The organism is Deltaproteobacteria bacterium (genome assembly GCA_003696105.1).
In the GTDB taxonomy this organism is placed as follows: domain Bacteria; phylum Myxococcota_A; class Polyangia; order Haliangiales; family J016; genus J016.
In genome coordinates this window covers 1-19,158 of the sequence record RFGE01000233.1, presented here as the reverse complement: position 1 = coordinate 19,158, position 19,158 = coordinate 1, and the positions used below count along the sequence as shown (strand labels likewise).

16 protein-coding genes are annotated in these 19,158 nt (G+C 71.7%); 10 read left to right on the top strand and 6 right to left on the bottom strand.

Annotated elements, in window-relative coordinates:
• Together D6689_15405 and D6689_15400 are read right to left on the bottom strand one after the other, a co-directional pair.
• Positions 1–1,172: sigma-70 family RNA polymerase sigma factor (locus D6689_15405; protein ID RMH39896.1), on the bottom strand; the 1,172-nt coding region annotated here is incomplete at its 3' end.
• 273 nt (positions 1,173–1,445) lie between these two features.
• Complete coding sequence (locus D6689_15400) at positions 1,446–2,540, bottom strand: hypothetical protein (protein RMH39895.1); 1,095 nt, start codon at positions 2,538–2,540, stop codon at positions 1,446–1,448.
• A gap of 63 nt (positions 2,541–2,603) precedes the next feature.
• Here D6689_15400 and D6689_15395 point away from each other — a divergent pair, with 63 nt between their 5' ends.
• The 5 genes from D6689_15395 to D6689_15375 all read left to right on the top strand — a co-directional run bounded on the left by D6689_15395 (position 2,604) and on the right by D6689_15375 (position 7,545).
• A complete protein-coding gene (locus D6689_15395) occupies positions 2,604–3,851 on the top strand; it encodes an ATP-grasp domain-containing protein (protein RMH39898.1) in 1,248 nt (415 codons plus the stop codon).
• A gap of 62 nt (positions 3,852–3,913) precedes the next feature.
• Complete coding sequence (locus tag D6689_15390) at positions 3,914–4,876, top strand: HlyD family efflux transporter periplasmic adaptor subunit (GenBank protein ID RMH39894.1); 963 nt, start codon at positions 3,914–3,916, stop codon at positions 4,874–4,876.
• Positions 4,873–5,817, top strand: coding sequence for an ABC transporter ATP-binding protein (locus tag D6689_15385; protein RMH39893.1), 945 nt, complete (start codon positions 4,873–4,875; stop codon positions 5,815–5,817). Before D6689_15390 ends, D6689_15385 begins: the two co-directional genes overlap by 4 nt.
• Complete coding sequence (locus D6689_15380; GenBank protein RMH39892.1) at positions 5,765–6,940, top strand: ABC transporter permease; 1,176 nt, start codon at positions 5,765–5,767, stop codon at positions 6,938–6,940. The genes D6689_15385 and D6689_15380 overlap by 53 nt, the downstream gene beginning before the upstream one ends.
• Before the next feature lie 2 nt (positions 6,941–6,942).
• Positions 6,943–7,545: a TetR/AcrR family transcriptional regulator gene (locus tag D6689_15375; protein ID RMH39891.1), complete on the top strand. Its 603-nt coding sequence runs from the start codon at positions 6,943–6,945 to the stop codon at positions 7,543–7,545.
• Positions 7,546–7,598: 53 nt separating this feature from the next.
• Here D6689_15375 and D6689_15370 read toward each other — a convergent pair whose 3' ends face one another.
• Genes D6689_15370 through D6689_15360 form a run of 3 tightly spaced genes read right to left on the bottom strand, consistent with a single transcriptional unit; the run spans position 7,599 to position 9,838 of the window.
• A complete protein-coding gene (locus tag D6689_15370) occupies positions 7,599–8,879 on the bottom strand; it encodes a radical SAM protein (protein RMH39897.1) in 1,281 nt (426 codons plus the stop codon).
• A 55-nt stretch (positions 8,880–8,934) separates the two neighbouring features.
• Positions 8,935–9,210 carry an oxidative damage protection protein gene (locus D6689_15365; protein RMH39890.1) on the bottom strand — a complete coding sequence of 92 codons (276 nt, stop codon included), beginning with the start codon at positions 9,208–9,210 and terminating at the stop codon, positions 8,935–8,937.
• A gap of 40 nt (positions 9,211–9,250) precedes the next feature.
• Positions 9,251–9,838 (bottom strand): response regulator, encoded by a 588-nt coding sequence (locus D6689_15360; GenBank protein ID RMH39889.1) that lies wholly within the window; start codon positions 9,836–9,838, stop codon positions 9,251–9,253.
• 199 nt (positions 9,839–10,037) lie between these two features.
• Between D6689_15360 and D6689_15355 the strand changes: the two genes are divergently transcribed.
• The 4 genes from D6689_15355 to D6689_15340 all read left to right on the top strand — a co-directional run bounded on the left by D6689_15355 (position 10,038) and on the right by D6689_15340 (position 15,559).
• Entirely contained in the window at positions 10,038–13,121 is a 3,084-nt protein-coding gene (locus tag D6689_15355) for a hypothetical protein (protein ID RMH39888.1), read from the top strand.
• Positions 13,122–13,133: 12 nt separating this feature from the next.
• A complete protein-coding gene (locus D6689_15350; protein RMH39887.1) occupies positions 13,134–13,838 on the top strand; it encodes a MotA/TolQ/ExbB proton channel family protein in 705 nt (234 codons plus the stop codon).
• Complete coding sequence (locus tag D6689_15345) at positions 13,816–14,304, top strand: biopolymer transporter ExbD (protein ID RMH39886.1); 489 nt, start codon at positions 13,816–13,818, stop codon at positions 14,302–14,304. The genes D6689_15350 and D6689_15345 overlap by 23 nt, the downstream gene beginning before the upstream one ends.
• Before the next feature lie 520 nt (positions 14,305–14,824).
• Entirely contained in the window at positions 14,825–15,559 is a 735-nt protein-coding gene (locus D6689_15340; GenBank protein ID RMH39885.1) for an HAD family hydrolase, read from the top strand.
• 27 nt (positions 15,560–15,586) lie between these two features.
• Here the strand turns inward: D6689_15340 and D6689_15335 are convergent, their stop codons facing one another.
• Positions 15,587–17,530: an FHA domain-containing protein gene (locus D6689_15335; protein RMH39884.1), complete on the bottom strand. Its 1,944-nt coding sequence runs from the start codon at positions 17,528–17,530 to the stop codon at positions 15,587–15,589.
• A 128-nt stretch (positions 17,531–17,658) separates the two neighbouring features.
• Between D6689_15335 and D6689_15330 the strand changes: the two genes are divergently transcribed.
• Positions 17,659–19,158 (top strand): hypothetical protein (locus tag D6689_15330; protein ID RMH39883.1); only part of this gene is annotated, 1,500 nt, incomplete at its 3' end.

The window sequence follows — 19,158 nt, the reverse complement described above, 5'->3', positions numbered from 1 at the left end:
GCTCGCGCCTCGATCTGGCGGATGCGCTCGCGCGACAGCCCGTAGTCGTTGGCGATCTCCTGCAGCGTGTACTCGCGACCCCCGTCGAAGCCGAACCGGCGGCGGACGATGTCGGCTTCTTGGGCCGACAGCCCGCGCAGCCGCTCGCGCAGCGCCGCGGCGCGCTCGCGTTCGGCCACGGTCGCGTCCGGGTCGCGCGCGTCCTCGTCGGGCAGAAGCTCCAACCGCGTGCGCGTGCCGTCCTCGCCGACCGGCTCGTCGAGCGACACCTCGGCCCCGGCCACCCGCTGCCAGGTGTCGCGCACGCGCTGCGGCGTCTCGCCGGCCGCGTCGGCGATCTCGTCCACCGTCGGATCGCGGCCCAGTTGCAGGCGCAACTCCTGACTCACGCGTGCGAGCCGGTGCGCCGTGTCGAGTACGTGGACGGGGCGGCGCACCGCGCGGCTCTTGTCGGCGATCGCGCGGCCGATGTGGTGGCGGATCCACCAGCACGCGTACGTCGAAAACCGGAACCCCTTGCGGTAGTCGAACCGGTCGACCGCTTTGATCAGGCCGATATTGCCCTCCTGGATCAAGTCGGGCAGCGGCATGGCGCCGCTGGCGGCGAATTTGCGCGCCATGGTCACGACGAGCCGCAGGTTGCGCTCGACGAACTCGCGTCGGGCCGCGTCGGCTGCCGCGCGCGCGCGGCGCACCCGTTCGGCGTACGCGGCGAACCCGCGGTCGCGGCGGCGCGCGGCGAGGCGGTCGACCCCGGCGACGAGCGCGTCGAACGCCTCTCGGTCGCGGTCGGCATGGCGCAGCAGCGCAGCCACCTGCTGGACGGCACGGTCGTAGCGGGCGCGCGGCGCGCGGCCGCGCGACTTGCGCGCGAGGGTGTCGGCGCGGCGCAACGCGGCGAACGACGGCGAGGCGTCGCCCAGGCGTCGCTCGAGTTCCGCGAGCAGACCGCGCACGTGGGGGCGGTACGACAGCAGCGCCTCCCACGCGGCGATGTCGCGGCGCTCGATCTCGCGAGCGAGGTGGCGCTCCTCGTCGGGCGTCATGACCGTGTGCTCGGCGAGTTCGCCGAGGTAGGTCGCCAGCGGGTTGGCGGCCGGGACCGGGCGGCGCGGCCGCTCGTCGTTCGCGGGCGCGCGGTGCAGGGCGATGGGATTGGATGAGTTCGACACGTCAGTACGGAAACACGAACACGGCGGCTCGGCCGCCGGAGCCCGCGCCGCGACCGGAGGCGGCCCAAGGGCGCGGGGCCGGCGCACCCCGGCGGGGCGCGCCCGAGGCAAGTGTGACGACCTCAAGACCGGTGCGCAACTCGAAATATTCCCGCGCCGGAGCCCGCGCCCTACGCCGACAAGGGGCTTGTGATTTTGAGCGGTTACGCGGCGCACCGCGCGCGGCGTGCCGGCGTCGCGCCGACCCTCGTCCTGCGCCCGGGCCATGCGGCGTCAGCCCGGGCGCGCGGGCGGGCCGGCCAACCACCGGCGGACGTGCCGCGGCAGGCCCGCGGTCGCCAGCGCCTGCGGCGCCGAGCTGCGGCTCGCCCAATATAGAAGGGGGCCGGGCGCGCCGGCGCGGGCGCGCGCGACGAACGCGGCCGCCGATTTCGCCGAGTAGACCTCGTCCAGCGGCGGCCCGCCGGCGTCCGCAAACTGCGCCGCGGCTGCCGCACCCGCGCGACTGGGCCGCCCGTAGCCGCCGCCGAGAAACCGCGCGTCGACCTCGACGGCGGCCCGCAGCGGGCGCAAGCCGACGCGCGCGACCGGCCCGACGTGGCGGGCGAGGACGCGCGACGTGGCCGCCGCGAGCGCCGCGATGGCGGCGGCGCTGGTGACCGGCCACGGCGTGACGCGGACGGCGACGATGCGCGGCGGATCGCGCCAGCCGATGCCGAGTCGAGCGGCGAGGTGGACGCCGAGCGACAGGCCCGCCGCGGTGCACGTGCTGCCGCACGCGACCACGATCGCGGCCGGCGCCGGACATGCGCCGGCGGCCACCTGGCCGGCCAGTTCGAGCGCAGCCGACACGTGGCCGAGCGCGCCGCGCGGGACCGCGCCGCCGGGCGTCATGACCGCGGCGCGCTCGTCGCGCCGCGCGCACACCGCGACGGTCGCCACCGGCAACTCGGCGGCCGACCGCAGCGCGACGACGCGGCAATCGGTCGCGTACAGGGCGCGCAGGTTGCGTGCGGCCGTGGCAGTAAGTGGTTGCGGAACCAATAATGCGCCCGCGGCGAGGCCCACTCGCGGCGCATGGATCGCGGTGCACAGCGCGTGGTTCGATCCGTAGGCCCCGGTCGCCCAGACGCGCTGGGCGCCGGCCTCCGCGGCGCGCGCGAGCAGCGTCTCGAGCGTGCGCACCTTGTTGCCGCCGAACGCCGGGTGTGCGCGATCTTCGCGCTTGACCCACAGCGGCGAACTGCCGAGTTGGCGCGCGAGCGCGTCGAGCGGTTCGACCGGCGTGGGCCAGTTGCCGAGCGCCGCCCAAGGCACGCGGGCGGCGAGTCCGGGGAAGTGCGACAGCAGCGCGATCGGAGCGGTCATCGGCGCGGGCGGGATTGCAGCACATCGCGCAGCGGCGTCAAACCGATGCCGGTCGCGCCGGCGATGTGCTACTGCACCCGCGTGGACCGCGTGCTCGTGATCGCGGCGACGACCGCATACCAGACCGGCGACCTGGTCGCCGCCGCCGGGCGTGTCGGCGTCGAGGTCGTGCTGGCGACCGATCGCTGCCAGCGCCTGGCCGCGAACTGGTGGGCCGAGGGGCCACTCGCGGTCGATTTCCGGCGGCCGGAGCGCGCCGCCGACGCCATCGTCGCGCAGGCGGGCGACGTCGCGGGCGTGGTGGCGACCGACGAGCGCACGGCGGTGATCGCCGCGCTGGTCGGCGAGCGCCTCGGGCTGCCGCACAACGCGCCGAGCGCCGCACGCGCGACGGCCGATAAGTTGCAGATGCGACGACTATTGGCCGCCGGCGGCGTCGCACAGCCCGCGTGGCGGCACGTCGCCGATTGGCGGGTTCCCGGGGATGTTCGCTTCCCGGTCGTGGTCAAGCCGCGCCACCTGTCGACCAGTCGCGGCGTGATGCGCGCCGACGACCCGGACGAACTCGCCGCGCGGCTCGACCGGTTGCGCGCGCTGGTGAGCCGCCCCGACGTGGCGGCGCGCGCGCCCGCGGACGCCGGGGTGCTCGTCGAGCAGTTCGTGCCGGGACCGGAGGTGGCGTTCGAGGGGCTCGTCGTCGACGGCGAGGTCCGCCCGCTGGCGCTGTTCGACAAGCCGGAACCGCTCGACGGGCCGTTTTTTGCCGAGACCATCTACGTCACGCCGTCGCGCCTGCCGGGCGACGTACAGCGGGCGATCCGCCGCACGGTCGCCGCCGCCGCGGCCGCGATCGGGCTGCGCCACGGACCGGTGCACGCCGAGTTGCGCCTCGCCGGGGGCATCGAACCCGTCGTCGTCGAGGTGGCCGCGCGGTCCATCGGCGGGCTGTGTGGCCGCGCGCTGCGGTTCGGCGCCGGCGTCAGCCTCGAGGAGGTCGTGATCGCGCACGCCGTCGGGCGAGACGTCGGCGCGCTGGCGCGGGAGCGCGCCGCGTCCGGCGTGCTGATGCTTCCGGTCGAGCGGGCCGGCGTGCTGCGCGGCGTGCGCGGCGCGGACGCCGCGCGGGCGGTACCGGGCGTCGTCGACGTGGTGATTACCGCGCGTCGCGGCGACATCCTCGAGCCGCTGCCGGAGGGCCACGCCTACCTCGGGTTCGCGTTCGCCCGCGGCGACGGCCCCGACCAGGTGGTCGCCGCGCTGGCGGCGGCGCGGGCTCGCCTCGACGTGGACGTCGCGCCCCGGCTGGCGTAGCGGGCGCGAGCTGCCCGCGATAGCGGCCGGTCCGGCGCGCCGGAACGTATATAATCAGTCGTATGATAAAAAATCTGTGGGTGGCCGCGTGCGCGGCCGCCGTCGCCGGGGCAACCGGCTGCCAGCCGGAGCCGCGCTTTCCCGGGGCGCTGCAGGGCGTCGTCGAGTACGACGAGGTCGACCTGGCGTTCGACGTCGGCGGCCGGCTCGCGGATCTCGCGATCGACGAGGGCGACGCGGTGGCGCCGGGCGAGCCGGTCGCGGCCCTCGACGACGCGGTCCAGCGCGCCGTGGTCGCGGCGCGCCGCAAGGAGGCCGACGCGGCGGCCGCGCAGCTCGCGCTGCTGGAAGCCGGCGCACGCGACGAGGACATCCGCGCGGCGCGCGCCGAACTGGACGCGGCGGTCGCCGCGGAGAAACAGCTCGCGGCGCTGCTCGCGCGCCATCGCGCACTCGCGGGCACGGTCGGGGCGTCGCCGCAGTCGGTCGTCGACGAGGTCCAGGCGCGCTACGACGCCGCGGTCGCCCGCCGGCGCGCGGCCGAGCAGCAGTTGCGCGCCCTGCGCGCGGGGGCTCGCTCGCAAGAGCTGCGAGCCGCGGCGGCGCGGGCGGACGCCGCGCGTGCGCTGGCGGACGCCGAAGCCGAGCGTCTCGCGCGGTACCGGCTCGCGTCGCCGGTCGCCGGCGACGTGGTCGCGGTCGCCGTCCACCGCGGCGAGGTGATCGGCGCCGGGGCGCCGATCGCGACGGTCGCGGACGTGACGCATCCGTTCGCGGACGTGTTCGTCCCGCAGGCTCAGCTCGACGGCGTGCGCGTCGGCGCGGCCGCAGAGGTTCACGTCGACGCGCGCGACACGCCGCTGGAGGGCCGCGTCGAATACGTCGAGCGGCGCACCGAGTTCACGCCGCGTTACGTATTCAGCGAAACGGAGCGGCCGCACCTCGTCGTGCGCGTGCGCGTCCGCATCGACGACCCCGACCGCGTGTTGCACGCGGGCGTCCCCGCGTTCGTGTACCTGCGATGACCGAGGCGATCATCGAGACCGAGCACCTGTCGCGCCGCTTTGGCGATCTGATCGCCGTCCGCGACGTGACCCTGTCGGTCCGGCGCGGCGAGATCTTCGGCGTGCTCGGCCCCAACGGGGCGGGCAAGTCCACGACGATTCGGATGCTGTGTGGCATCTTGCGCCCGACCGGCGGCCGCGGAACCGTCGTCGGATACGATGTGTCGAAGCAGCCGGAGCCGATCAAGCGGCGGATCGGCTACATGACTCAGCGGTTCAGCCTGTACGAGGACCTCACCGTCCGCGAGAACCTGCTGTTTTACGCGGGCATCTACGGCATCCCGCGGCGAAGCCGCCGGGCGCGCGTCGCGGACGTCATCGACCGCGCGGGGCTGGCCGCGCGCCGCGATCAACTCGCGGGCACCCTGTCGGGCGGCTGGAAGCAGCGCGTCGCGCTCGCGAGCGCGACGATCCACGAGCCGCCCTTGCTGTTTCTCGACGAGCCGACGGCGGGGGTCGATCCCGTGAGCCGCCGCGACTTCTGGGACCACATCCACCACATCGCTGCCGCCGGGACCACGGTGCTGTTGACCACCCACTACATGGACGAAGCCGAGCGCTGCCATCGCCTCGCGTTCATCTTCCGCGGCGAGCTGCTCGACGTCGGCGCGCCGGCCGAGATCGTCGCGCGGCGCGGCTTGCGCGTCGCCGAGGTCGAGGTCGATCGGGCGACCGAGGTGGCGGCGGTGTTGCGCGCGCGGCCGGACGTCGACGAGGTGGCGCACTTCGGCTCGGTGTTGCGCGTTGCGACGCGCGGCGGCGCCGACCCGCGCGCGGCGGTCGACGCGGCAGTCGCGGCCGTGCGCGCCGGCCTGCGCGCGTACCGCGAGACGCGCCCGACGGTCGAGGATGCGTTCGTGTCGATGGTGCGCGCGGACGAGCGTGCGCGCCGCGGAGAGTGACGTGCGCCTGTTCGTCATCGCGTGGAAGGAACTGCTCCAGCTTCGGCGCGACCGGCTCACGCTCGCCATGATGGCGGTGATTCCGCTCCTGCAACTGGTCCTGTTCGGCTACGCGATCAACACCGACGTGCGCCACATCCCGACCATCGTGGCGGATCGCGACCGGTCGGCGCAGTCGCGCGCGTTCGTGCGGTCGCTCGCTGCCACCGGCTACTACGACGTCGTCGGTCACGCCGAGTCGTTCGACGCGGTCAGGCGCGCGCTGCGCGCGGGGCGCGCGAAGGTGGCCGTCGTGGTGCCGGCCGGCTATGCGCGCGACGTATTGCGCGGACGCTCCGCACGGGTACAGCTCATTGTCGACGGCGCCGATCCGCAAACAGTTGCAAGTGCTACTAATACGGCGACCGCGATGGCGACCGCTCAGTCGATCCGCGTGTTGGTTGACCGCGTGCGCGCGCGCGGCGGCGTCGCGTCGGGTGCGCCGGTCGAGGTCGAGGCCAACACCTGGTACAACCCCGACCTGCGCACGGCGGTGTACATCGTGCCCGGGCTCACCGGCGTCATCTTGACCATGACCATGGTCATGCTCACCGCCATGGCCATCGCGCGCGAGCGCGAGCGCGGCACGCTCGAGCAGCTGATCGTCTCGCCCGTCCGCCGCGTGGAACTCGTCATCGGCAAGATCGTCCCGTACGTGCTGATCGGCTACGTGCAGATGACGATCATCTTGTTGGCCGGCCATTCGATCTTCGCCGTGCCGCTGGTCGGCTCGGTGGGGCTTCTGTTCGCCGTCGCGTTCGTATTCATCGCCGCCAACCTGGCGTTGGGGCTGTTCTTCTCGACGCTGGCGGCGACCCAGCAGCAGGCGATGCAGATGTCGTTCTTCTTCCTGCTGCCGAACATCCTGCTGTCGGGCTTCATGTTCCCGTTCGAGGGAATGCCGCGGCCGGCGCAGTGGCTCGCCCAGGGGCTGCCGCTGACCCACTTTCTGCGGATCGTGCGAGGCATCGTGCTCAAGGGCGCTGGCTGGAGCGAGATCGCCGGCGAGCTGGCGTGGCTCGCGGGCCTGCTCGGCGCGCTCGTGACGCTGGGGGCACTGCGATTTTCCAAGAGGCTCGATTGAGCATGCCGCGACCGCGCACCGACATTCGCTCTCGCATCCTGCGCGCCGCGCGCCGCCTGTTTGTCGCGCGCGGCGTCGATGGCACGCCGCTTCGTACGATCGCGCGCGACGCCCGCACCAGTATCGGCATGGTCTACTACTACTTTCGGACGAAGGACGAGCTGTTTTTCGCGGTCGTCGACGAGGTGTACGCCGCGCTGCTCGCCGATCTCGAGCGGGCGCTCGCGCCCGGCGTGCCGGCGCCGCAGCGGCTGCGGCGACTGTTCGCGCGCCTCGCGCGGGTGTCGGACGTCGAGGTCGACACCGTGCGTCTCGTCGCGCGCGAGCTGTTGTCGTCGAGCGCGCGGCGCCACCGGCTGTTCGAGCGATTCCGCCGCGGTCACGTCCGTCTGGTCGCCGCCGCGATCGCCGACGGAGTGCGCGAGGGCAGCCTGCGCGACGACGTGCCGCAGGCCGCGATCGCGGCGGCCGCGATCGCGCTCGCGGGGCCGGCGCAGCTCGTGCGGCGGGCGCTCGGCGACGCGGCGCCGCTCGCGGGGTTGCCCGCCGGCGACGACCTGGCAGACGCGCTGGTCGACCTGTTGCTCGCCGGCGCCGGCCGTTGATCCGCGCCGCGCGGCTACACGAGAGCGCCGAACTGGCGCTCCGTCGGCTCGCTTCAACAGAACCACGGCTCGGTCATGCGCGGCGCGATTCGCTCCGGCGGGCGAAGCGGCGGCAGCGCGACGCCGGCAGCCTGGTAGTAGGCCGCGCGCACGGCGGCGTAGTCGCCCCCCGCGGCGACGATCGCCTCCGCCCGGCGCTGGAGCGCGTCCACGCGTTCGTCGCGGTGCGTCCACACGTGCGTGAGGCGTTCGGCGTCCACCGGCCCCATCTCCGGTTCGTCCGCGAGCAGCGAACCCGGCGGTACGAGCAGCCGCACCGTGAGCTGGACCGGGTCGACGGCCCCGACCAGGTCGCGCGACTCGATGAAGTCGAGCAGGTCGAGCAAGCCGGGCAGGTCGATCCACGGCGTGAACGGCACGAACGTCGGGCGCACGGGCACGCCGGCCTCCCTCGCCAGCGCGAGCGCGCGGTCGACGTCGGCGCGAGTGTGGCCCTTGGCGAGCTTGGCCAGCACGCGGTCGTCGACCGCTTCGACCGCGCTGACGACGAACGCGCAGCCGAGCCGGCGAAGCTCGGGGAGCAGCGCCGCGTGGCGCAGCAGGTGCTCGATCTTGATCGTCGCGTCGAACGACACGCCCGGCCAGCGGTCGTGCATGTCGCGAAGGATGCGCATCGCGTGGCCGGGGCCGCACCAGAAGTCGGGATCGCCGAACGAGATGTGCTCGGCGCCCGCCGCGATCTGCTGAGCGATGTCCGCGAGCACGACGTCGCGGTCGACCGGGACCAGTCGGCCGCCGTAGATGGGAGGGATCGGGCAGTGCCGGCACATGTGCAGGCAGCCGCGGGTCGCTTCGGTGTAGCCGGCGAGACGCTGACGCCCACCGGCGTCGACCAGCTTGGCGTAGCGCGAAAGTGGTGGCAGCACGTCGCGCCGCGGCACCGGCAATCGCGCGCGCGAGAGCGATACCGGTGCGGCCGGGGTGCGCCCGGCCATGGCGTCGACGAGCGCCGACTCGCATTCGCCGGCCACGACCGCGTCCGCGCCGCACGCGCGCAAGTAGGCCTCGTTCAGCGGCGCATACGAGCCGAAGTATACGATCGGGATGCCGGGGCGGGCCGCGCGCACGCGGCGGCCGACGGCGGCGCCGAGGCGCAGCGCGGTGTGCATCGGCACGGCGATCGCGACCGCGTCTGCTCCGTGCACCGCATCGTCGTCGAGGCGGTCGACCGACAGGTCGACGGCGCGCACCGACCAGCCCGCGCGGGACAACGCGGCGGCGGCGAGCGCCACGCCGTGCGGCGGCCGGCCCAGTTCGTAGCACGCGACGACCAGCGCGCGCCGGGGCGGCGCGTCGCCAGTGGGCGTCGTGGCCCGGCGAGTCACGCGGTCACTTGGCCGGCGGCGGCACGTAGTCCGGTGGCAGCGCCGCCCCCTCTCCGAAGAAGAACTGCTCGCACTGCTCCATCAGGATCCGGTGCGCCTCCGGCGAGGTCAGGTCGAGCCGAAACTCGTTGACGATCATCTTCGAGTGCTCGAGCCACATCTTCCACGCCTCGTGCGAGATCTCGTTGAAGATGCGCTCGCCGAGTTCGTTGTTGAACGGCTTGTAGGGCATCGCAGGAAGCTCGCGCTGGAGCTTGGCGCAATGGACGACCCGTGACATGGCGACACTGTAGCGGAACTCGAGCCGGCGCGCCGGCTCGTCAGCGCGCGGGTCCGTCGCCGCCGTCGCCGTCGCCGCCGGCGTCCCCGGCGTCGATCGACCCGTGCGACCCCGTCCCGGCGCCGAGCCGCGGGTTCTTGCGAAGGCGCGCGATCGGGCGCCCCAGCCCCAGCGCTTCCCGCACGCGTTCGTGCGTCGGCGGAGGCTCGGAGCCGGCCCGACGGCGTACCTGCTTGAGGACGACCGCGGCCACGCGCGGGCTCAGGGGGGCGTGCCCGGCGCGCACCGCATCGAGGCTCTTTCGCAGGGATTCATGGAGCTCGTCCTTGAGCAGGTAGCCGTCGGCGCCGGCTTCGAATGCAGACATCACGTGCCGGCGGTCCTCGTAGCCGGACACGACGAGCACCCGGAGGCCGGGCGCGAGCCGCCGCAGGCGCGCGATCGTGTCGGCGCCGTCCATCCCCGGCATCTCCATGTCCACGAGCGCCACGTCGAACCCGTGATCGCGCAGCGCCGCCATCGCCGCATCGCCGGACGCCACGGCGATCGCGCGGTGGCCGGCATCGGTTACGATCCGCGCCATGAGCGTGCGCGGCGATTCGTCGTCGTCGATGATGAGGCAACGCATGGAGCCCGTGCGGGTCCGCAGTGCAAAGGGCGGACCCGGCGCCACCGTAGGGATGTCGAACGATTGTTGGAAGGTAGATGCGGGGTATGGGGTGTATTTGCCATGATTTTCGAGGTATTTTTGCCACGGACGGGTTTCGAGAGCTGTATGTCCGCGGCGCGCGCAACGGACTACAATCCTGGCGATGACACGGCGACGTTTGGGCGTGTGCGCGGTCGCGGCGGCCGTCGGGCTGGCTGCGGCGGCATGTGGTTCGGACACCGGCGATTCCGCGTCCCTCGACGACTTCCTGCCGCCGGTGCCGCCGCCGACCGGCGAGGCGCAGACGGTGTTCGCGGGCGCGATCACCAGCGCGGACGAGCTGATTCCGGGCGCCGCGGCGCACGGGATGGTCGGCGACTATTTCATGCGGAACTCTCGTGCGCGGTTCGTCATCCAGTCGCCCGCGCGCGTCATCGGTGTCGTGCCGCAGGGCGGCAACCTCGTCGACGCGGTCGCAATCGACGAGGATGGCAACGACGTCTCCGAAGATCACTTCGGCGAGTTGTCCGCCGTGTACCTCGTGGGGCGCACGTGCGAGCACGAGTCGGTCGAGGTCGTGCAGGACGGTTCGGGCGGCGGCGCCGCGGTCGTCCGCGCGCGAGGCCACAGCGCGGTCAACGACTTCATCAACCTCAAGGGCATCGGCGCCCTGTCGATCCCGGACGAGATCGATCCGGACATCGACGACGCGATCGAGTGCGCGACGACCTACGTGCTGCAACCCGACTCGGCCGTGCTCGAGGTGTACTGGACGTTCTTCAACCCCGAGGACGGCATGCCGGTGACGGGGCCGTTCGGGATGCTCAACGATACCGGCGGCGTCACCGAAGTGTTCGCGCCGACGCGCGGGTTCGAGCGGGCGGGCCTCGACGCGATCACGACGCTCGCCGACCCGACGCCGATCGACTACATCGTCTACCAGGGGCCGGGCGTGGCATACGGGCTGGTTCCGGTGTACGAACCCGGCGCCGAGGCGCCCAACTCGCAGGTGACGATCGCGGGCGTGTCGATTGTGCTGTACGGCGCCGAAGCGCTGCTCGACGTCCTCAACGAGGACCACTGGTACTTCCAACTGCCGCCGGGTGCCGGCGCGACGCACCGAGTGGACGTCGTCGTCGCGGCGGACGCGGCAGACATCGAGAGCGAGTTCTTGTCGCTGCGCGGGCGTGCTGCGGCCACCGTCACCGGCACCGCGCGGTATGCCGGCGGCGAAAGTGCTCCCGGCGTGCGCGTCGGGCTGTACGTGGACGCCGACGGCGACGGCGCGATTGGCCCGGACGACCCCGTGCGCACGTACGCGGTGCCGGACGCGACCGGCGCATTCACCGCCACGGTCGAACCCGGCCGCTATCTCGCGCGCGCCGAGGTCTACGACCGCGCGCGGTCCGATGCCGTGGCGGTCGACGCCAGTTCGGGGACGGCGTCGGTCGACCTGTCGCTGCCGGAGCCGGTCGCGTTCGACTACACGATCGTCGACGACGAGACGGGTAACACGATTCCGGGCCGCCTCGTCGTCGTCGGCGAGCACCCGGCGCAGCCCGACACGCGCCTGTTCGACACGTCCGACCGGATGACCGGCGTGGTTACGATGATCCCTTCGGCGTACGGTACGTCGGTCGACATGGGGGATGGCGCGGACGAGCCGCTCGAACTGCCGCCGGGGCGTTATCGCGTGTACGCGACGCGCGGCACCGAATGGTCGGTCGACTGGGCCGATTTGGACATCGTGGCCGGCGACCCGCCCGCTGAACTCACGTTCCGGCTGCGCCAGGTGGCGCCGACCCCCGGCTACCTCGCGACCGAGTTCCACCAGCACTCGATCGGATCGCCGGACTCGATCGTCACGCGCGAGGACCGCATCCGCACGTTCGTGTCCGAGGGCGTCGAATTCTTCGCGTCGACCGACCACGATTTCGTGAGCGACTTCCAGCCGATCATCGAGGCGATGGGGCTCGACCGCTACCTGCGGGCCGTGCCGGGCGAGGAGGTGACTCCCTTCGCGTTCGGCCACTTCCAGGCGTTTCCGATCAAACCGACTGACGACAACCCGTCGCATGGCGCGATCGACTGGGCGCGTGGCACCGCCGGGTACGCGATGATCCCCGGCGAGATCTGGGATGCCGCGCGCAGCGCCGGCGCCGAGGTCATTCAAGTGAACCACCCGCGCGCCACGTCCGCCGACTTCTCGGACATGATGCAGTACTTCGACCGCTGCGGGCTGACGTTCGACTACGACCGGCGCGCGATCGACGGCGATCCGGATCTGGGGTCCGTTCCGCTTCAGTGGCTGCGCTTTCCCGAGGTCACGACCATCTGGGACGACAGCTTCGACGCGCTCGAGGTGTGGAACGGCCACAAGATGAAGGACACCAACGGCGACGGCGTTCGCGAGAACATGCGGCTCGACCGCGTGATGCGCGACTGGTTCAACTTCCTGTCGTTCGGCCTAGAGATCTCGCCGATGGGCAACTCGGACACGCACAAGGTCGTGAGCGATCACACCGGCATGCCGCGGACGATGGTGCGCGTACCCGGCGACACGGCCGCCGACCTGGCGAACCCCGGCATCGTCGACGACGTCATCGACACGCTCACCGGCCGCGGCGGCACCCCGCGCGATATCATCATGACCAACGGGCCGCACATTATGATCGATGCGGCCGGCTTCACCGGGTCGCCGATCGGCAGCGTGGTCGACGGCACGTCCGGCAGCGTCGACCTCACGATCCGCGTGTACGCGCCGGACTGGGCCGAGTTCGACACGATCGAGTTGTTCGTGAACTCGACGCCCAACAGCCGCGAGCGGAAGGAGACGTGGCTGCAGCCGGCGGCCTGTTTCACCAGTCGCGACATCGATACGCTGCCCGACAACGCGCCGTGCGCGCTCGCGCCGATCGCGCCGCGCGCGATGACCGTGGACCTGGTCGATGTGGCGCCCGGCTATCAGCGATACGAGGCGACGGTGACGTTCACGCTGTCGGAGGCGGACATGGCGATGCTCAACCGCGAGGGGGCCACCGGCACCGATGCGTGGGTCGTCGTCCGCGTGCGCGGCGATCGCGGCATCTTCCCCGTGATGGAAAATGGCATCGACGCCTCCAATCTGGAGGTGCTCACCACCGGCGACAAGGCGGCGATCGACGCCGCGATGCGCGGCATCGGCATTCCGGCGACGGCGGTCACGGCGCCGGTGTACGTCGATTTCGATGGCGGTGGCTACCGCGCGCCGTTCGCGCCATAATTCGAGCTTCGCATGCATAAATCGCTGTGGGACATCATTCACGGCGGCGGGGTCCCGATGTGGATCATCGTCGGCTGTTCGGTGCTCGCCGTCGCCGTGGGGCTCGAGCGCATCACCGCGCACTGGGCCTTCATGGACAAGGCGCGCGCGCTCACCGAGACCGTTACGCGGTGCCTCGCGCGCGGCGCGTTCGCCGAGGGGCGTGCCGCGTGCGAGCGGTCGAAGTCCCCACTGGCCGACGTGTTCTTGGTCGGCTACGAGCGGTTCGGTCGATCCAGCCAGGAGGAGCTGGTGGCAGCCGTCCATCGCGAGCGCATTCGAGTGACCACCGATATGAAGCGGTGGGTGTGGATTCTCGGCACCATCGGTGCCACCGCGCCGTTCATCGGGCTGTTCGGCACGGTGCTCGGCGTGGTCAGCGCGTTCAGCGGAATCGACGCGGCGGGCGGCAAGACCAGCATCGACGTGGTCGCCGGTCCGATCGCGGAGGCGCTGTACGTTACCGCCGCCGGCATCATCGTGGCGGTCGAGGCGGTCGTGATCTTCAACTTCCTGAACCAGCGGATGGCGCGGATGGCCGCCGAGATGAAGCTGCTCACCGACGAGTTCCTCGAGGTGCTCGTGGCACACGGGCCGCAGGCGGGCGGCCAGACCGACGGCGCGACCACGCGCGACGCAGACGGCGAGGAGGACGATGGCCATCGGGATGCCGCATAGTGAGACGGCGTCGATCGACCCGGCCGAGGACGGCGGCGGCGCGATCTTCGCCGAGATCAACATCACGCCGCTGACCGACGTGATCCTCGTGTTGATGATCATCTTGATGTTCTACGCTGCGGCGGCGGTGACCCAGATGCAGCGCCGCGAGCAGCGTGCGCTCAACGCGCAGCGTTCCGGGCTCAAGATCAACTTGCCGGACGGCGCGGCCAAGGAGATCGAACCGGGTGCAGCGTCGCTCGTCGTCGGCATCACCGCGAGCGGCGACGTGTTCGTCAACGGCCAGCCGGTCGCCGAATCCGATCTGCCCACCGTGTTCCAGAACGCTTTCGGAAAGGACCGGGAAACTCAAGTCGTGATCCAGGCCGACGGCGAGGCCGCGCACCGGCGCGTGGTCGACGTCATGGAGAAGGCCAAGTCGGCTGGCTTGCGGAAGATCGCGATCGCGACGCGCGCGGGAAACTAGCGCTGGCCCCGAATACAATGCGCGCCGCGCCAAGTCCATCGAACCTCGGGCAAGGCGCGACGAAGGCGCTCGGCGGGCCCAAGGAACTGCGGAGCAACGCGGCATGACGCTTCAGGGACAGCGCATGTTCAGGGACCGCCCGTAGCCGGCTGTCGCGTGTAGGGCGCGCCAGCGAAGTCGCGAGAGGGGATGTGCGGCGCACCCCCGCAGCGCACGAGGGCGCGTATGACCCTGCGCAACTCAACGGCGCGAGGACGCACACCGGAGATCGCCCGCAGAGCGCGACCGCAGCCCGTGGCGATGCGCGACAGCCACCTGGCTCGGCGATCGTCGGTTCGCCGCGCACGATCGAGACGCACTGCCCGGCGCGGGCAAGCCGGGGCGACGAGCGAGTACACGCCGATCCACAAGGGACGGTGACGCTCGCACGGGAACGGGTCCGCGATGGCCGTCACGGTTGGCGAGTTCCCATGGCGTCGTCGCGCCAGCGCGGGGGCCGTCGATGCGCTATACGTAGCGCGTGGCACCTGGGCAACCGGCGGCGTTTTTCGACCTCGATTCGACGTTGCTCGCTGTCAATAGCGGCGCGCTGTGGATCCGGCGCGAGCTGCGGGTCGGGCGCATCACCCGTCGTCAGTATGTCGAGGCGCTCGTGTATCTCGCGGGCTACAAGCTCAGCGTGATCGACATGGATCGGGTGATGGGCAAAGCGCTCGAGACGATCGCCGGTCTCGACGAGGACACCGTGCGCGGCTGGACCGAGCGCTGGTATCGCGACGAGGTCGCCTGCCGTGCGGCGCCTGGGGCGTGGGAGGTGCTCGACCGCCACCGAACCGCGGGCCATCCGCTGGTGCTCCTCACGTCGTCGTCCCCGTACGAGTCGGCGATGGCCGCCGACCAGTTCGGGCTCGATGCATTTTTGTGCACTCGCTACGAGGTCGTCGACGGCCGATTCACCGGGCGTCCGCTGCAGCCGCTGTGCTTCGGCCGCGGCAAGGTCGCTCACGCTGAGCGATTCGCGGCCGAGCACGGCATCGATCTCGCCGCGAGTTGGTTCTACACCGACAGCCTGACCGACCTGCCGATGCTCGAGCGCGTCGGCCACCCGGTCGCGGTCGACCCGGATCCGCGCTTGCGCCGCGTCGCGGTCGCGCGCGGCTGGCCTGTGGTCTCGTGGCGGCCGCCGCGCAGGACCGGGCCCGCGCCGCTCATCGCGCCGTTGCGCCGCGGACTTGCTCGCTTCCGGCGCGCATGACGGGATCGCCGGCGGCTCGCGACGCCGCTACATGCCGTACTTGGCGAGCTTCTTGTGCAGGCCCTCGCGCGTGATGCCGAGCGTCTGCGCGGTCTTGGTCTTGTTATTGCCGTGTTCGCGCAGCGCCTCGGCCAGCAGCCACCGCTCCACCTGTTCCATCATCTCCTTGAGTGTCCCCTTCTTGGGGGCGATGCGCGCGATCGTGCCCTCGACCTTCCGAATTTGCGGCGACAGGTGTTCGACTTCGATCCACGCGCCTTCGTCGGCCTGGATGACGAGTCGCTGCACTTCATTTTCGAGTTCGCGGATGTTGCCGGGCCAGTGATAGGCGCACAGAGCGTCGAGCGCTTCTTGTGAGAAACCGGCGACCGACCGCCGGTATTCGGTGCAATAGCGCCGCAGGAAGTGGTCGGCGAGCAGCGGGATGTCCTCGCGGCGCTCGCGCAGGGGGGGCAATCGGATCGGGAACACCATCAGCCGGTAGTACAGATCCTGCCGGAACGTACCCTTTTGCACTTCCGCCTGTAGATCGCGGTTGGTCGCGCAGATGATGCGCACGTCCACGGCGCGCTCGGCGGTGGCGCCGACCGGCCGAATCGTCCCCTCCTGCAGGGTGCGCAACAGCTTGGCCTGCAGCGACAGCGGCATCTCGCCGATCTCGTCGAGAAACAGAGTGCCGCCGTCCGCGATTTCGAACAGGCCCTTTTTGTCCGAGTCGGCACTGGTGAACGCGCCCTTTTTGTGCCCGAACAGCTCGGACTCGAGTAGGTTCTCGGGCAACGCAGCGCAGTTTTGCGCGACGAACATCTTGTCGGCCCGGCGCGACTGATAGTGGATCGCACTGGCGATCAGCTCCTTGCCCGTGCCGGTTTCGCCTTCGATGCACACGGTCGCGCGCGTGTCGATCACCTTCTCGAGTTGCGCCAGCACGTCCTTCATCGCGCGCGACTCACCGATGATGTTCTCGAACCGCCGGTTGGCCTCGCGCGTCTTGAAGTAGACGTTCTCCCCGCGCAGCTGCTCCTGAGCGACTTTCAGCCGAGAGACGAGCCGCGCATTGTCGACCGCGAGTGTGGCCTGGCCGCCAAGAATGAGCGCGACTTCGAGGTCGCGCTCGGTGAACATGCCGCTACCGGTGCGGTTGTCGATCTGAATGAGCCCGATGATCTCGTCGCCGCGCCACAACGGCACGGCGAGCATCGAAAAGATCCGGCCGCTCATGATCGACTCGGAGCCGGGCATGTCCTTCTGGGCGTTGGCGGTGAGAACGGCGGCGCGCTCGGCCAGGACTCGCCGCAGGATCGACCGGCTGGCCCGCACGCCGTCCGCGCCGACCTCCGTCGTCGGACGCTCTCCTGGTTTCTGGCGCTGGCGCGCGAGCGCCACGGTGTAGCGGTCCTCGTCGGTGTCCGACCGCAGCAGGATTGACACGTGAGTCGCGCGCTCGATCAAGTCGAACGCGGCGACGACGATGGCGTCGAGCACCTCGCTCAGGTCGAGGCGCGACGACAGCGGCGCCAGCGCCTTGTAGATCCGCAGTGCGGTCTTGGGATCGTGTTCGACCCGGTCGGTGACCGCCGGCAGGTCGACGATGGACCGAGACGCGATGAATCGCTCGGCGGCTTCGGCTTGCTCAGGCGCCGCAGTCGCCAAAGACACCTCGATGACCACCGGATCGCGCGGGTCGCCGAGCGCGAGTTGGTCGCCGTCGCGCAGGGTGATCTCGTAGCCGGTCGTCGCGTCGATGGCGATCGCGCGGCCGTCGCGGCGCAGGACCGACCCGTTCGTGGATCGCAAGTCGCGATAGATGTAGTGGTCCGCCTCGCAGAAGATCTGCCCGTGCTCGCCGGACAGGTGGTAGTCGGGCAGGACGACGGTGTTCGTATCGGCGCGTCCGATCGTGATCGCGGGCCGGTCCGTCTCGAACACCTTCCCACGGGCGCTTCCTTGGACGATTTTTAGAGTAATCACGGGCAGTCGCGGCCTTGATCCGGCCGCAGTATAGCGGAAACTCGGAACCCGTCGCGGCGGCGGCGGCCCAAGGGGATGCGCCGGGCGACTGGCGCTGCGGTGGCCGGGCTATACTCGTCGGCCGACGTATGGCGGGTGTGCTCAACAGCCTGGTGCTGGCGGAATCGGAGCCGCGCGCGCGCGAAGCCGTCCGGTTTGCGTTCGAGCGCGAGGGCATCGGTGTCGCGGCGGCCGAGTCGCTCGACGCGGTCGATGCGGCGTTGCGACTCGGCGAGCGCCAACTCGTGATCGTCGGCGAGCGGGTGAGCGAGCTGTCCGGTGTCGAAGCGATCGAGCGGCTGCGGGGCGGTTTCCGCGCGTCGGGGCGGCCGCTCCCGGTCATCCACATCGGCGACGAATCGGCTCGCGAGCGTGCGTTCGCTGCCGGTGCAACCGTGTTCGTGCCGCGTCCGGCGTTCGCGCGCGACGTCGTCGTGTTGGCTCGGTTGCTCGCCGCTCGGCGCGAGGGAGCGGGGGCGCCGACGTTCGCCGGCGAGCTTCGCGACCTGTACGGCGTCCAATGGCTGGTGCGCGCGCTCGGGGAAGCGCGGTGGGACGGCGTCGCCACGCTCGTGCGCGGCCTCCGCCGCGGGGAACTCCGCCTGTACCGGGGGGAGGTGACGTCGGCGCAGGTTGGCGTGCTGCACGGGATCGCGGCGCTGCACCAACTGCTGCTGTGGTCCGACGCGCGCGTCGACGTTCGCGTCGAGGAGGTCGTTCGCCGGCGGCAGATCCCCCTGTCGCAAGCCGAGATCGTCGCCGACGCGGAACGGTTTCTGGCGGCCGTGCGCGCCGAGGCGGGGCCGCTGTCTCCCGCGCAGGTGTGGTCGTTCGACGCGAATCGGCTCGACGGCTTGCCGCATCCAGTCGTCGTCGTGGCCCGGCTGTTCGACGGCGCGCGCACGGTCGCGGACGTCATCGAGGACAGCCCGTATCGGGTGTTCGAGACGCTGCGGGTCGCGGTGCGGCTGGCGGAACTCGGCATCATCGCTCCGGTCGACCGGTCCGAGCGCGCCGACGGCGCGCGGGCGGCGCTCGCCATCGAGGAGTGGCAAACGACGGGCGCACCGATCCCCGGACCGGTGCGCTGCGCCGACTCCGAGCCGACGGGGCCGGTGCCGGGTGAGCCCGGCGCGTGGGCGTCCCTGCTGCCGGTGACCGAGGCCGATCTGTCGGGCTATGCCGCCGTGGTTCCATCCGTGTCGGCGGGCGGCGAGATCACGGTCGCGCGCGAGCGCCTCGAGGATGTCACGAGCCCGGCCGAGCGCACCGAACTGTTCGGCGGCGGCGCCTCGGTCGCGTCGGAGTTGCCCGCGGCCGGCGCGCCGGGGGGCGAGCGCGGGACGGAGCCCACGCTCCGCCTTCGCCGAGACGATCTCGCCGCGGCCCGCGACAGCGGCGGCGCCGAGGAGGCGGCGATCGCGGCCGCGGCGAGCGGGGAGGCGGCCGCGGCGAGCGAGGAGCCGGCCGCGGCGAGCGGGGAGGCGGCCGCGGCGAGCGAGGAGGCGACCGCGGCGAGCGAGGAGCCGGCCGCGGCGAGCGAGGCGGCGGCCGCGGCGAGCGGGGCGCCGGCCGCGGCGAGCGAGGCG

Coding starts and splice junctions, on each gene's coding strand:
- D6689_15365 (RMH39890.1), bottom strand. CDS start 9,210: ATGTCACGGGTCGTCCATTGCGCCAAGCTCCAGCGCGAGCTTCCTGCG.
- D6689_15345 (RMH39886.1), top strand. CDS start 13,816: ATGGCCATCGGGATGCCGCATAGTGAGACGGCGTCGATCGACCCGGCC.
- D6689_15390 (RMH39894.1), top strand. CDS start 3,914: ATGATAAAAAATCTGTGGGTGGCCGCGTGCGCGGCCGCCGTCGCCGGG.
- D6689_15385 (RMH39893.1), top strand. CDS start 4,873: ATGACCGAGGCGATCATCGAGACCGAGCACCTGTCGCGCCGCTTTGGC.
- D6689_15395 (RMH39898.1), top strand. CDS start 2,604: ATGTGCTACTGCACCCGCGTGGACCGCGTGCTCGTGATCGCGGCGACG.
- D6689_15360 (RMH39889.1), bottom strand. CDS start 9,838: ATGCGTTGCCTCATCATCGACGACGACGAATCGCCGCGCACGCTCATG.
- D6689_15350 (RMH39887.1), top strand. CDS start 13,134: ATGCATAAATCGCTGTGGGACATCATTCACGGCGGCGGGGTCCCGATG.
- D6689_15400 (RMH39895.1), bottom strand. CDS start 2,540: ATGACCGCTCCGATCGCGCTGCTGTCGCACTTCCCCGGACTCGCCGCC.
- D6689_15375 (RMH39891.1), top strand. CDS start 6,943: ATGCCGCGACCGCGCACCGACATTCGCTCTCGCATCCTGCGCGCCGCG.
- D6689_15380 (RMH39892.1), top strand. CDS start 5,765: ATGCGTTCGTGTCGATGGTGCGCGCGGACGAGCGTGCGCGCCGCGGAG.